Here is a 14,179-nt window from a genome sequence, read left to right as displayed (position 1 = left end):
TTTTTGTCTTTAATAATAGAACTTATTTTTTGATCCAAAGAAGATTTCTGCGCAAAAACAAATGCCGAAATCAAAAGAAATAATAATGTGATTTTTTTCATAATATTTGTTTGATCATTTTTATTAACCGCAAAAGAAGCAAAAGAAATTCTGTAATCTTTAAATACTTTTTAGTTAATCAAAAGTCTGTAAAGGATAAAAAATCTTTGGATTTTTTAAACTTATGTGTTCTTTCTTTTGCATTTAAATATTGAACTTAAATAACTGAAGTGTTAAAAATTTCCTTCTTTTGCGGTTAAAATAAAAGTTTAAATAATTTTAAAAATAAATCCCTCTTAGAAACTAAAAGGGATTTGCAAGTTATGATTTTTTCTTTATCTCACTTCAAAATAATTCAGATTAACGCCATCATTTTCGAAATAAATTCTGACTTTATTTTCTCCTTTTTTAAGATGAATTCCTTTTGCGGTAACCATTTTCCAAATTTCATTTCCGCCTGTTGAAGACAATGAAATTGAAGCTAGTTGTTTTCCGGAAGCATCCTCAATCCGTATTTTTGCGTCGTTTTTACTGGCATATTTTATCTCAAAAGTATATGTTTTATCAACTTTAGAACCTATTGTATACTGAAGCCATTCTTCGGTTTCTGTCTTTCCGACGTAATATTCATTGTCTTTTGTTCTGTAAATATCAACACCGTCATTTCTCAGTTGGTTTCCGGAATTCCATTCCGATCTTTTTGCAGGATCACTTACCCAAAGATTAATAAAATCTTTATCCGAATAAGCAGAACCTATTCTTCCTAAATCATAATCGGTTGCGAATATTTTTCCGGGAGCCTGTAGATTTTTGAAAGGTTTTGTGGAACTGTCTTTTGTCTGTCTGAACATCGCATCAATCACATCATTTTTAATTTCCACATTGCTGAATTTATAGTTTTCAGCAATCTGCATCAAAGCTTTCCTGGCAGATTCTTTAGATGGTTTTTCGCCTCCGTTTTTCCAGTAATCCAGTAATTTCTGGTATTCCGGAGTAATTTTTACGTTGGTAATTCCTGCGATATTGTCTATCTTTTTCATCGGCCAGAATGCGTAACCGATGTTATGTTTATCTAAAAGCTGAATAAGCTCTGTAAACCATACATTCGAATTTTCTCCTGTTTCGCCCAGCCAGATCGGAATTTTGTGTTTCTCTCTTAGATCCAAAGCAAATTTCAGTGTGGTGTCATCATTATTATTCCAGTATTTATGGAAACTGAATACCATGTTGTCGTCCCAAAGCGGCGTTAAACCGTTGTAATTATTTCCCCAGCCGTTTCCTTCAATGATGATCATGTGCTTTTTATCAACAGTACGGATCGCTTCCGTGATTTCTTTCTGAAGCTTCCAAAGTGGCGCATTCGACATTTCATCCGTTCCGTTTATATTTTTTCCTGTGAAATTGATATTCGGTTCGTTAATTAAGTCGTAACCACCGATCCATGGAGAATTTTTGTATCTTTCGGCTAGTTTCTTCCATAGTGCAATTGTTTTTTTCTGATTTTCTTCGCTTTCCCAAAGAGATGGTTTAGATTTATCGTTGTCAGAAATATTTACATCATTTCCCTGTCCGCCCGGAGCTGCGTGAAGGTCGAGAATCAGGTACATTTTATTGTCCGCGCACCATTTCAGAAGATCATCTGTCATTTTAAAACCTTCTTCCAGCCATGTATTTTCTCCTTTTTTAGATTCTTTTTCAATCGGTAAAGTGTACAGGTTATAATGCATTGGAAGTCTGATCGAATTGAATCCTGCTTTTTTTAGAAAATCAATATCCTGTCGGGTAATTCCGTTTTTCAGATAAGCCTTGTAAAACTCATTCATTCCGTCTTCACCAATCAGTTCAGCAATTTTCTCCTTGATTTTGTATTGTGGACCTGCAAAGTCAGCCGTTTTCAGCATATATCCTTCCTGAAGCATCCAGCCTCCTAAACCGAGACCTCGCAACTGAATATTTTCACCTTTATCATTAATAATTTTCTCACCTTGTGTTTTTAAAAGTTGTGATGTCTCAAATTGAGACAATAAAAAAGCGGATAATAGGATGGCTCTTTTCATAGTGATTTTAATTATTGAATTGTTAAGGGATTGTTTTAAAGAAATTATTGATTAAGAATTAACAAATATATTTAAAAATTATTGAAAAGTAATTAAATTGATTTAAAATTTAAATATAAAAGAGATCCGACATTTGAAACTTTCGGCAAAAGTCAATTTGAAATAATTCATAAAAAAAACGGGTTTTTAGCCCGTTTCTATCAATAAATTATCGTGTTATTCGTGAAAATATTTGTGCGATTTGTGTTAAAAAATTAAGAAATCAATTTCATAATTTCCAAAGCCACTTTCAGCGCTTCTGTTCCGTCTTCAAGCGAAACTTCTACGTGTTTGTCTTCAGTAATAGAATCTGCAAAAGAATTCAGTTCATCCAAAATCGCATTATTAGGCTGAATATTAGGATATTCAAATAAAATCTGATTTTTCTCTCCCTCTGCATTTTCAATAATCATGTCGAATGGAGTAGGGTGTTCAGGAGCGTCTTTCATGCGAATCACTTCCGCTTTTTTTTCAAGGAAATCAACGGAAATATAAGCGTCTTTCTGGAAAAAACGGCTCTTTCTCATCGCTTTCATCGAAATTCTGGAGGTCGTTAAATTCGCAACACAGCCATTTTCAAATTCAATTCTCGCATTCGCAATATCAGGCGTTTTGCTTACCACACAAACGCCGCTTGCGTGAATATTTTTAACCTTAGATTTAGCAATGCTTAATAAAATATCCAGATCATGAATCATCAGATCCAGAACCACAGAAACATCTGTTCCTCTTGGATTAAATTCTGCTAATCTGTGAATTTCGATAAACATCGGATTGTTGATGTATTCTTTCGTTGCAATAAATGCCGGATTATATCTTTCAACATGACCAACCTGAGCTTTAATGCCCTTTTCCTTACATTTCTGGAGAATTTCTTCTGCCTGTTCCAATGTTTGGGTAACCGGTTTTTCAATGAAAAAATGCAGACCTTTTTCAATTGCTTTTAGCGCATAATCGTAATGATAAATGGTGGGCGTTACAATATCCAGCATATCGATCTGCTCCAGCAGTCCATCAAAATTCTCAAAATATTTATATCCGAATTCCGCTTCCAGTTTTTTTCCGTTTTCTGCGTCTTTGTCGTGGAAACCGATGAATTCGTATTTATCTGACTGATTTAAAAGTCGTAAATGTATTTTTCCTAAATGTCCGGCTCCTACCAAACCTGCTTTCAACATAGCTGTATTAAATTTCTGTAAATATAACAATTTGTTGTTGGTTGTACATTGCCGGTTATCAGAAAATTAAAAACTGCGTGCAACAGTTTTTAACCCCCGACAAAATTTCATATTTTTGTGCGAACTGTTACCTGCAACCTAATAACTACTATCTGTAATGACGCAAGATTCATTTGTACATAAAGGAAAAAGAAAGATTTTAGTGGAATATCTCCGAAACAGAATCGGGATTTCGGATGAAAACGTACTTTCAGCAATGAATGAAGTTCCGAGACACCTTTTTATTGAAAGTATTTTCGAAGATTTTGCCTACGAAGACCGTGCTTTTCCTATTCTTGCGCATCAGACGATTTCGCATCCTTCAACCGTTGCCGAACAGTCTGAACTTCTGCAGGTAAAAGAAGGGGAAAAAGTGCTTGAAATCGGTACGGGTTGTGGTTATCAGACCGCCGTTTTAATGGCAATGAAAGCCCATGTTTATACGGTTGAGCGACAAAAAGATCTTTTCGATTTTTCTAAAAAGAAACTTCGTGAAATGAATTTATATCCAAAATTTCAGAGTTTCGGGGATGGCTTTGCCGGACTTCCTACCTTTGCTCCGTTTGATAAAATTATCGTGACCTGCGGTGCTTCCGTTTTACCAACAGAACTTCTGAAACAGCTTAAAGTTGGTGGGAAAATGGTCATTCCTCTCGGTCCGACCGATGAGCAGGTTTTATACAGGTTTACAAAAATCTCGCAGACCGAATTTGAAAAGGAGGAATTCGGGGCTTACAAATTTGTTCCGATGCTTGGAAATACAAATCAGTAATTAATAAATCCAAAACACTATTTCTATCGTTGCCGGAAATCGGAGATGGAGCGTATTTTCAATTTAAGTTTTCAGCATATTCAGGAATATGCTGAATAATGATCATTATCCAAAATTCTAAAATAATTTGGTCGTTAAAAAAAATGAGTTTGAAAGAATGGTTTGAGAATCAGACAGATAATGTTTTTTACTTCTCAAATCGGCTAAATCAGGACAAAAAAAGTAATAATTTTTTTAAAAAGTACTGAAATAACAATTAAAAAATATATTTTAGCCGAAATTTTAAAATAGCACATGAAAACAAAAATTATGCTTCTGTCTATTGCATTACTTGCAATATCATGCTCTAACGATTCAAACACTGTAGATCCTGTAGATTCAACCCCCATTCTTCTTACCAAATTGATGAATAATGGGGAAACCTATGTTTATACCTACAATGGTTCAAAAATAGTACAGGAAAAAGGTTTAGTTGACGGAGATATCAGTAACTTTACTTATACGGGTGATTTGATTACAAAAATCGTTAGTACCTCTTCTAATGGAGCACCAACTTCTACAGAGACCTTCACTTATGACAGTTCTAATCGTTTAATAAAAGCGGAGGATATTTCGGGTTCGAATAGTACAGTTACAACGTTTAATTATTTATCTGCCGATCATGTTACCATAATAGAAAAAAATACAAGTGGAAATTATGTAAAAACATATACCAGAGACGCCTATTTAAATACTGATGGATCTGTAAAAAGCTATACCCAAACCATACAGGCGACTCAAAATGGAACTATTGTTGAAACTGGAACGGGTAATCTGCAACCTATTGTTTATGATAACAAAAACAATCCTTTCAAAAATGTTACAGGTTTAAAGAATATACAGGTTTATAATCAGGTAGATCAAGCATCTGAACATAATATACTGTCTTACAAATTAGTGAATAGTACTACAGGGAGTGGGTCAAGTGGTATAAGTTCTGATATATTCACGCAAACTTATCAGTACAACTCTAATAATTTTCCTACACAGAGTGTCTTAAAAAGTTATGACAATAATAATACATTAACGGAAACTCATACGACTACTTACGAGTACAATCACAATTAATTAACCGGACAATGAAAATAAGAAAAGAGACTGTTTTAAAAGGCAGTCTCTTTTTTTGTAAGCATACTTTATTACTGACTTATCAATACAGTTATAGTCCTAAGTTTTATTCTTAGCCTTTAAATCTTCGATTTATATTAAAATTAATTAAAAACAAAAATTACGTGACGTTTCGGAACGAAAATTGAATATGCATTTCTGTATAATTAACTAAAATCTTAATATGATGAATGCGAAAAGATTTAAAATATTACAAGATTTCAGTAATATTCAGAACAGTTTTAAGATTAATTTCCGAAACAGAGCGGAAGATAATCCGGATAAGAAAGAATCCGGAAATGATCTTCAGGTAAACGCTTTCAAAGCTAAAAAGTCTGAACCGAAAAGAAAAGTCAGAAGATCAGCATTGGAAATTTGGGAAGAAATGGAAGAGTTGATATCTGAATCTTAGAAGAATAAATTAAAGTATATCATTTTAATATTAAAGTTGAAAAACCTTACTTGTGAAAAGTGAGGTTTTTTACTTGATGAAATCATTTAACCATCACAAAATATGAAAGTATTCATCAACAAAAGAATTCCTGAAGCAGGTATCAGACTTCTTAAAGACGCCAATCTTGAAATATTCATTCCTGAACAGGAAAATCTCTCCTATGAAGAATGGCTGAATTACTGCAGAAGCCATGATGCCATTTTAAGCGTAGGAGGAGAGTTTAAATTCGATAAAGACTTTTTTAACGAATGTCCGAATATAAAGGCGATTGCCCTGTTTTCAGTAGGTTTTGATCATGTTGATATTCAGGAAGCTGATGCAAGAAAAATTCCGGTCGGAAATACACCCGATGTGTTAAGCAAGGCCACTTCAGATGTTGCTTTTTTACTCATGCAGTCGGTTGCACGAAGGGCAAGCTATAATTTTGAAAAAGTAAAATCCGGAAACTGGGGAGATTTTGATCCTTTGCACGCTTTGGGTCAGGAATTGTATGGAAAAACGCTCGGTATTTTCGGTCTCGGAAGAATTGGATACGAAATGGCAAAAAAATCTAAAGCTGCTTTCGGAATGCAGATTATTTATCACAACCGCCATCACAATGAAGAAGCAGAAAAGAATTTGGGAGCAAAATATGTTTCTTTTGATGAGCTTATTGAGCAATCTGATGTTCTGAGTATTCATGCCAATTTCAAACCAGAGCAGAAAGAGCTTTTTAATGCTTCTGTCTTTGATAGGATGAAGAAGAATGCAATCTTCATTAATACGGCAAGAGGAGGTTTTCATCATCAGAAAGATCTTTACGCCGCACTTTCTGAGCATAAAATCTGGGGAGCCGGACTGGATGTTACCAATCCGGAACCAATTTTTAAAGATGATCCTATTTTAGAGCTTTCTAACGTTTGTGTACTTCCTCACATTGGCTCAGCAACAGAAGAAGCCAGAAACGGAATGGCAAAAGTGGCTGCTGAAAATATTTTTGCCTTTTCAAAAGGTGAAAAAATGCCTGCCTGTGTAAATCCTGAAATATACGCTTAATATCTTGGAACTATTTTTGTTTGATTACAGACAACACCAAAAAATAAGAGTATGATACCCGAAAACAGCGAACAGGAACAGGAAAGAAGACTGGAACAGAGAGAATATAAATCCAGTGAAGATATTTTTAATCAGGAAGAGCATATTTCCTTAGACGGAAACGGAAAACCAATTTTTAATGAAGAAAACGATGACGATAAATTAGATAAAGGACTGGATATTCCCGGAGTGGAAGATGACGATGAAATGGAAGAGATCGGCAGTGAAGACGAAGAAAACAATTACTGGAGTCTAAGCGATAACGACGATGACCATGAGGAAGAAAATGATGATGTTTTAACCTAATATGAACTTAATTTCAAATAATTATAAACCTTGCTTTTCCGGCAAGGTTTTTTTTATTTACATTTATTTTGTAAATTGTTGTATTCTAACCTTATGAATAATTTCGTTATGAATACCATGTAAATAAATGTTTACGATTGATAATTGTATTGCTAAAAGTGGTAAATTTATCAATAAATAGTGATTAAAAGAAAACTTGATTATGATAAAACCTTTACAATTTATCCTCTTATGGATAAGCATTTTCGGGCTTGCCCAAACTCCCGGAAATGTTATCATAAAAGATGCAGTAGGCAATCAGAGCTTTAATGTTACCTGTACCAATGGTCTTAATGCAAACGGTTGTATTGATCTCCATCTGGAATATCCTGTCATTAAACAGACTTCAAATTATGAAGTCGTTTCTCAGGCTTTTGCTCCTCCCATTGCATTGAATCAGGGAACTCCGCTCAATGCCAACTACGATGACGTTTTTCCTACCAAGCTGGATCTTCCTTTTCAGTTTTGTTTTTATAATCAGAATTTTAATGCATTAGTAGTCGGTTCAAACGGTATGGTCACATTTGATCTGAGCCAGCTGGGAAACATCAACTATCCCAATGTCCAATGGCAGAACCCCAATGTAAGTCTTCCTAAAAACTCCATATTCGGGGTATACAACGATATGGTTTTTTCTGCAAATGATCCTTCTGAAATTTATTATTCCACCATCGGAACAGCTCCTTACAGAAAATTTGTTATCAGCTTTTTCGAAGGAAGAATTGCAGGATGTACAGACAGAGCTTCATCTCAGATTGTACTGCATGAAACGACCAATGTGATTGAAGTTTTCGTAGATAAAAAACCGACACCCTGCCCGACAAGAAAATTTGAAAATGCTTTAATAGGCGTTATCAACGGCGACGGAACGCTCGGCGTTTCTCCTCCTAACAGAAATACAGGAGTATGGCAGGCTTTGCAGGAAGGATATAGATTTAATCCGTTGGGGAACACAATACAACCGGATGTAACATGGACAGATTCTGCCGGACAGACTGTTGCTACGGGAATTCAGGCTACAATTTGCCCTACCCAGAATGAAGTGTATACGGCAACTGCGGTTTTTAATACCTGCGGAACCAGTACCCTTACTTTAACGGATGATTTTCCTTTAACATTTGATCCTACTTATCCCGCTGCGAAAAATTTCACACAGGATTACTGCGGAAACAATCCTGTAAACCTTACTTTAAGCAGTTTTCAGGGAAATGTAACCACACAGAACCCTGCGAATTTTGTATTCAGCTTTCATACAACTTTGCAGAACGCACAAAATAACATCAGTCCTTTACCGAACAACTTTACATTAACAGCCAATACGGTTTTATATGTGAGAATTCAGAATCCGAATGTTCCCAACTGTTACAGAGTGGCTGTTTTAACTCTAAATTTTAAGACCAAAAGTTTGCTCAAAAATACGGTTCAGATTTGCGATACGAATAATGACGGAGTAGAATCCAACTATAACTTAGCATTCCTTGATCCTGAGCTTTTTCCGCCGGGGACTACAGGAATTTCTTATTTCGCCACGCAGGCAAATGCTCAGAGCAATACCAATGCGATCAGTACAATCAATGTTACAGCAGGTACAACGGTCTGGGTAAGACTGCAGGAAGGAAACTGTACCTTCGTTTTAGGTCCTGTAACTTTCCAGTTCAAACCGGGAGTTAATCTCAATTCTCCGATTAACTATAACTATTCAACCTGTGATATCAACAATGATGATGCAGAGCCTTTTGATTTCCCTTTAACTTTCGGACCGCTCATTACATCACAGCCGGGAGCTGTATTTACGGCATATGCAACCTATAACGAAGCTCTTACAGGTTCAGGAGGCGTTTTAAGTACAGTGCATGACGGAGCTTATACCATTTTTATAAGAGTTCAGATCCCGAACGGATGCGTTGCAGTGGCAACTGTAAATCTCAATATTACATTTACTAAAGTTGTGGTTATTCCTAAAACAGAATACATCTGCTTTAACGGAACAGATGACATCAGTGTTAATTTAAATACCCTTTCAAACGGAATGTTGATCTCTCCGGCAACAGTTCCCGTAGTGAAATTCTTTGCAGATTATGCGGATGCGAGTTTCGGAATAAATCCTATAAGCCCGAATCAGGTCATTACCACCAACGGAAATTTCGTTACACAGATTTATTATGTACGTTTCGAACTTTCTGAGACCTGCTACACGATAAGACCACTTACGATCAATCTGGTTCATCCTGTTGCAGAACAGTCCAGTTTTACGGTTTGTGATTTTAATAATGATAATACAGAAAACGTGCAGTTATCACAGTTTTCATCTGCCATTATCGGAAGCCAGAATGCTACGGTAACCTTCTATCTTACTGCTGCAGACGCAGCAAGTGGAAATAATCCGGTGAATAATGTAACCTTTACCGGAACACAGCAGTACTTTGTAAAGATCAATTCTTATAATTGTGAGCAGATTTATCCGTTTACCGTAGGATTAACTTCTACACCGGCAGTAAATCCTCAGGTAACGGTTAACCTGACGAATATTTGTGATAATAATAATGACAATACGGAGATTTATAATCTTACACAGGCGCAAAGCCAGATTACAACAAGCTCGAATGTAAACTTTACGTATTATCTGAATTATGATCCCATTACCCACATTTTCACCAATGAGATTACAAATCCCACTCAGTTTGTTGTTACCGGAGGAAGTGCAACCGTTTATGTGAAGGTGAAGTTTAATAACAACGATTGCTTTTCAGCGGTTAAACTTACCATTCTGATGACATTCTTACCCCCTGTAGTTCTGAACAATGCGGTATTGAACAAATGCGATGAAGATTTTAATTTAAGTGAAACCTTTCAGTTGGGTGATGCCACTTCTCAAATGTTTATTCCTGCTCAGAACACCTATCCTTTATCAAATATCACCGTTACTTATTACAATACACAGGCGGAAGCCAATGCCGGAAACCCTGCCAATCAGATCGGAAATATTGTTACCACCAATATTTCGACCGTTCAGGTGTGGGCAAGATTTCAGGTGAATACCACAGGATGTTACTCTGTAGCATCAATCGAGCTGAATACCTATTTCCCTCCGAAAGCCATCAATTCTACCATTTCGGTTTGTGATGAAAATCTGGACGGAAGTTATGAAGTAAACCTTTTGAATTTTACCAATTTAATGGTTGACGCACCGAATCCTGCGAATACATTTACTTTCTATCTTACCCTGCAGGATGCGCAGAACGGAACCAATCCTATTGCCAATCCATCGAACTTTACCGCCAATCCTTTCCCTGCGCAGATGTGGGTGAATGTGCAGAATATTCCGGGATGTAATGATATTGCATCCATAACCTTCACTTACGGAAATAAAGTAACCCTGCTGAACAACGGACCTTTCCCGTTAGCAACCTGTGATATCGGAAATGACGGATCAGAGACCGTTAATCTGACCCAGTTCCAGACACAGATTTACAATGGAGCTAACGTTACATTTACTTATTATTCGTCTTTAGCAGATCTTAATGCGGGAACCAATGCGATTACAAATCCTTCAGCGTATCTGTATAATCAGGTTTCAGGCTCCAGTATTATTTATGTAAAAGTAAGTGTTCCCGGATCGTGTTCCAATTTAGTGCAGATTCAGCTTTCATTGAAAAAAACTCCGATTTTCGATATTCCGACATTGTATTTCTGTCCGGAAGGTTCACTGAGCAGTTATTCTGTGAACATTACGAATTATACCATTGTAAGCTATCAGTGGACTAATCCTGCGGGACAGACCATCTCTACAACGAATACGATTACAGGAATTAACACAGTAGGAACTTATTCATTAACCGTGACGGCGGACAACGGATGTTCTTACACCAAGACTTTCGAAATCAAACATTATGAAGTCCCTGTTATTACAAGCATTCAGTTCAGCGGTAATAATGTGATTATTTATGCTACGGGTTCAAAATCAATACTGTATTCTATCGATGGAATCAATTGGCAGGCAAGCAACAGCTTCAATAATTTACCTACAGGAATTACCACCTTCTATGTTAGATTTGCCGACAGCGACTGTATTGTAAAAAAGGACGGTCTGGTACTGGATATTACAAACACCATTACACCAAACGGTGACGGACTTAATGATCATTGGGTGATTAAAGATCTTCAGGTATTCGGAACAAGAATGTCTAACCTCAAAATCTTCGACCGTTATCAGATGCTGATTTTTGAACAGAATTCAAACACTCAGTTCTATTGGGACGGGATGATAAAAGGAAGAGTACTTCCTACTGCAAGTTACTGGTATGTGATTACCATACCGGATGGAAGAACAATAACCGGTTGGGTTTTGGTTAAAAATCATAATTAAATCTAAAAACTTATTTCTATAAAGCCTCATTGAAATTTTCAGTGAGGTTTTTTATTTTTGAAAAGATTTAATCATCGCATTATCCGGAAAGTGGAAATTCCCCTCCTCTGGAGGGGTGGCAAAAATTTATAAAATTTTTGACGGGGTGGTTTAATTAAAAAACACAAACAGTAAAAGCAACAATTGATGAAAGAAATCCTTACAGCAATCAACGGAATTTCTGTTCACAGGAATTTTGTAGAAAATCTTCCCTACAATCCCAAATTAAAACCTCTTTTGAAAGGAAAACGGAAAGCCGGAATTTTGAGTGAAGTCATTTTCTGGAAACAGGTTCGCGCGAAAACATTCCATAACATTGATTTTGACAGACAGAGAATTATCGGAAATTACATCGTTGATTTTTACGTGAAAACGCTGGGGCTAGTTATAGAAATTGACGGCTGGAGCCACAATGGAAAAGAAGTTGATGATGAGGTAAGACAGAAATATCTGGAATCTTTAGGTCTGAAAATATTCAGGATAACAGACTTTGATGTACTACATAATTTGTCTGTTGTAATGAAGGATTTAGAAAACTTCATCATTGAGCATTATAAATACAATTAAAATATCCATCACAAAATTCCCCTCCTCCGGAGGGGTGGATTCGACCAAAGGGAGAAGACGGGGTGGTAAAATCATAGACAAAAACATCACTCGGTGATTATTAAAACCACCCCGTCAAAAATTCTTCCGAATTTTCGCCACCCCTCCAGAGGAGGGGAATTTTCATGCTGTTTCAAATTTTATCACATTAGTTGCAGGGATTTTCTAATTTGAATATCTTTAAAACCACAAAAATAAATCTGCTAAACCAACAACGATCAACAAATACATGACATTCCAACAACAGATACAGCAGGGCATACCCAACCAGCTGCCACAGCCGAAACCTTACGAAACCAATATCAATCATGCGCCGAAACGCAAAGAAATTTTAGGGGAAGAAGAAAAAAAACTAGCATTGAAAAATGCGTTACGTTACTTCGAACCCCGGTTTCATGCAGAATTATTGTCTGAATTCAGGGAAGAACTTGAGAAATACGGAAGAATTTATATGTACCGTTTCCGTCCGGATTATGAGATGAAGGCAAGACCGATTTCTGAATATCCCGGAAAGTCGGAGCAGGCAAAAGCCATTATGCTGATGATTCAGAACAATCTGGATTATGCAGTAGCGCAGCATCCTCATGAACTGATTACGTATGGTGGAAACGGGGGAGTATTTTCCAACTGGGCACAATATCTTTTAACAATGAAATACCTGTCTGAAATGACGGATGAACAGACTTTGGTCATGTATTCCGGACATCCGATGGGATTGTTTCCTTCCCATAAAGATGCGCCGAGAGTAGTGGTAACCAACGGAATGATGATCCCGAATTACTCAAAACCGGACGATTGGGAAAAATTCAATGCTTTGGGCGTTACACAGTACGGACAAATGACGGCGGGAAGCTATATGTACATCGGTCCGCAGGGAATTGTTCACGGAACAACCATTACGGTACTGAACGCATTCAGAAAAATCAATAAAGATCCGAAAGGCGGACTATTCGTGACTTCAGGATTAGGCGGAATGTCCGGAGCGCAGCCAAAAGCAGGAAATATTGCAGGCTGTGTTACCGTTTGTGCCGAAGTCAATCCAAAAATTACCAAAATCCGTCACGACCAGAAGTGGGTAAACGAAATTCATGAAAATCTTGACGAATTAGTTGCAAGAGTTCGACAGGCGCAGGAAAATAAAGAATCTGTTTCTCTGGCGTACTTGGGAAATATTGTTGAGGTCTGGGAAAAATTCGATCAGGAGAATTTAAGAATCGACATCGGTTCAGATCAGACTTCGCTTCACAATCCTTGGGCGGGAGGATATTATCCTGCAGGACAGAGCTTTGAAGAATCCAATAAAATGATGGCGGAAGATCCGGAACTTTTTAAAGATAAAGTTCAGGAAAGCTTAAGAAGACACGCAGAAGCCATCAACAAACATACGGCGAAAGGAACTTATTTCTTCGATTACGGAAATGCCTTTTTACTCGAATCTTCCAGAGCCGGAGCCGATGTAATGGCGGAAAATCCTACGTTGGGAAGAGAATTTAAATTTCCTTCTTATGTGCAGGATATTATGGGACCGATGTGTTTCGATTACGGTTTCGGACCATTCCGTTGGGTTTGTACGAGCGGAAAGCCGGAAGATCTACAGAAAACAGATGATATTGCCTGTGCGGTTTTAGAAGAAATTCAGCAGAATTCCCCTGAAGAAATCCAGCAGCAGATGAAAGACAACATTCAGTGGATCAAAGGAGCTCAGGAAAATAATCTGGTGGTTGGTTCGCAGGCGAGAATTTTATATGCCGATGCAGAAGGTAGAATGAAAATTGCAGAAGCCTTCAATAAAGCCATCAAAAACGGAGAAATCGGACCCGTAGTTTTGGGAAGAGATCATCATGATGTTTCCGGAACAGATTCGCCGTACAGAGAAACTTCCAATATTTATGACGGTTCCAGATTTACGGCAGATATGGCGATCCACAACGTGATTGGCGACAGTTTCCGTGGGGCAACCTGGGTTTCGATCCACAACGGAGGCGGAGTAGGATGGGGAGAAGTGATTAACGGCGGTTTCGGAAT

10 protein-coding genes are annotated in these 14,179 nt (G+C 37.1%); 8 read left to right on the top strand and 2 right to left on the bottom strand.

Going from position 1 to position 14,179, the window contains the following annotated elements; genetic code table 11:
* Positions 1-374 precede the first annotated feature (374 nt).
* Both WFK35_RS13115 and WFK35_RS13110 read right to left on the bottom strand, forming a co-directional pair.
* Positions 375-2,096 (bottom strand): cellulase family glycosylhydrolase, encoded by a 1,722-nt coding sequence (locus WFK35_RS13115; protein WP_336732967.1) that lies wholly within the window; start codon positions 2,094-2,096, stop codon positions 375-377.
* Positions 2,097-2,350: 254 nt separating this feature from the next.
* On the bottom strand, positions 2,351-3,313 hold the full coding sequence (locus tag WFK35_RS13110) for a Gfo/Idh/MocA family protein (RefSeq protein ID WP_336732966.1): 963 nt from the start codon (positions 3,311-3,313) through the stop codon (positions 2,351-2,353).
* Positions 3,314-3,470: 157 nt separating this feature from the next.
* Between WFK35_RS13110 and WFK35_RS13105 the strand changes: the two genes are divergently transcribed.
* The 8 genes from WFK35_RS13105 to WFK35_RS13070 form a co-directional block, all read left to right on the top strand.
* Positions 3,471-4,124: a protein-L-isoaspartate(D-aspartate) O-methyltransferase gene (locus WFK35_RS13105; RefSeq protein ID WP_214590167.1), complete on the top strand. Its 654-nt coding sequence runs from the start codon at positions 3,471-3,473 to the stop codon at positions 4,122-4,124.
* A gap of 294 nt (positions 4,125-4,418) precedes the next feature.
* Positions 4,419-5,231, top strand: coding sequence for a hypothetical protein (locus WFK35_RS13100; protein ID WP_336732965.1), 813 nt, complete (start codon positions 4,419-4,421; stop codon positions 5,229-5,231).
* Between the two features lie 223 nt (positions 5,232-5,454).
* Positions 5,455-5,682, top strand: a complete 228-nt coding sequence (locus WFK35_RS13095) for a hypothetical protein (RefSeq protein ID WP_336732964.1) — start codon at positions 5,455-5,457, stop codon at positions 5,680-5,682.
* 102 nt (positions 5,683-5,784) lie between these two features.
* Positions 5,785-6,759 carry a 2-hydroxyacid dehydrogenase gene (locus WFK35_RS13090; protein ID WP_336732963.1) on the top strand — a complete coding sequence of 325 codons (975 nt, stop codon included), beginning with the start codon at positions 5,785-5,787 and terminating at the stop codon, positions 6,757-6,759.
* Positions 6,760-6,810: 51 nt separating this feature from the next.
* Entirely contained in the window at positions 6,811-7,104 is a 294-nt protein-coding gene (locus WFK35_RS13085; RefSeq protein WP_336691225.1) for a hypothetical protein, read from the top strand.
* 202 nt (positions 7,105-7,306) lie between these two features.
* Positions 7,307-11,509 (top strand): T9SS type B sorting domain-containing protein, encoded by a 4,203-nt coding sequence (locus WFK35_RS13080; protein WP_336732962.1) that lies wholly within the window; start codon positions 7,307-7,309, stop codon positions 11,507-11,509.
* A gap of 186 nt (positions 11,510-11,695) precedes the next feature.
* The gene (locus WFK35_RS13075; protein WP_336732961.1) at positions 11,696-12,115 is read left to right on the top strand and encodes an endonuclease domain-containing protein; all 420 of its coding nucleotides are present in this window, start codon (positions 11,696-11,698) and stop codon (positions 12,113-12,115) included.
* 268 nt (positions 12,116-12,383) lie between these two features.
* Positions 12,384-14,179, top strand: a 1,796-nt coding sequence (locus WFK35_RS13070) for a urocanate hydratase (RefSeq protein ID WP_336732960.1), incomplete at its 3' end; no start/stop codon positions are given.

Origin of the sequence: Chryseobacterium sp. VD8 (assembly GCF_037149975.1) — a bacterium.
Taxonomy (GTDB): Bacteria; Bacteroidota; Bacteroidia; order Flavobacteriales; family Weeksellaceae; genus Chryseobacterium; species Chryseobacterium indicum.
Note: the sequence above shows the minus strand (reverse complement) of the source record. Positions and strands in the feature narration are given on the sequence as shown.

Bases quoted from the DNA above. Each gene is read 5' to 3' on its own strand.
- WFK35_RS13095 (WP_336732964.1), top strand. From the start codon at position 5,455: ATGATGAATGCGAAAAGATTTAAAATATTACAAGATTTCAGTAATATT.
- WFK35_RS13105 (WP_214590167.1), top strand. From the start codon at position 3,471: ATGACGCAAGATTCATTTGTACATAAAGGAAAAAGAAAGATTTTAGTG.
- WFK35_RS13080 (WP_336732962.1), top strand. From the start codon at position 7,307: ATGATAAAACCTTTACAATTTATCCTCTTATGGATAAGCATTTTCGGG.
- WFK35_RS13110 (WP_336732966.1), bottom strand. From the start codon at position 3,313: ATGTTGAAAGCAGGTTTGGTAGGAGCCGGACATTTAGGAAAAATACAT.
- WFK35_RS13090 (WP_336732963.1), top strand. From the start codon at position 5,785: ATGAAAGTATTCATCAACAAAAGAATTCCTGAAGCAGGTATCAGACTT.
- WFK35_RS13075 (WP_336732961.1), top strand. From the start codon at position 11,696: ATGAAAGAAATCCTTACAGCAATCAACGGAATTTCTGTTCACAGGAAT.
- WFK35_RS13085 (WP_336691225.1), top strand. From the start codon at position 6,811: ATGATACCCGAAAACAGCGAACAGGAACAGGAAAGAAGACTGGAACAG.
- WFK35_RS13100 (WP_336732965.1), top strand. From the start codon at position 4,419: ATGAAAACAAAAATTATGCTTCTGTCTATTGCATTACTTGCAATATCA.
- WFK35_RS13115 (WP_336732967.1), bottom strand. From the start codon at position 2,096: ATGAAAAGAGCCATCCTATTATCCGCTTTTTTATTGTCTCAATTTGAG.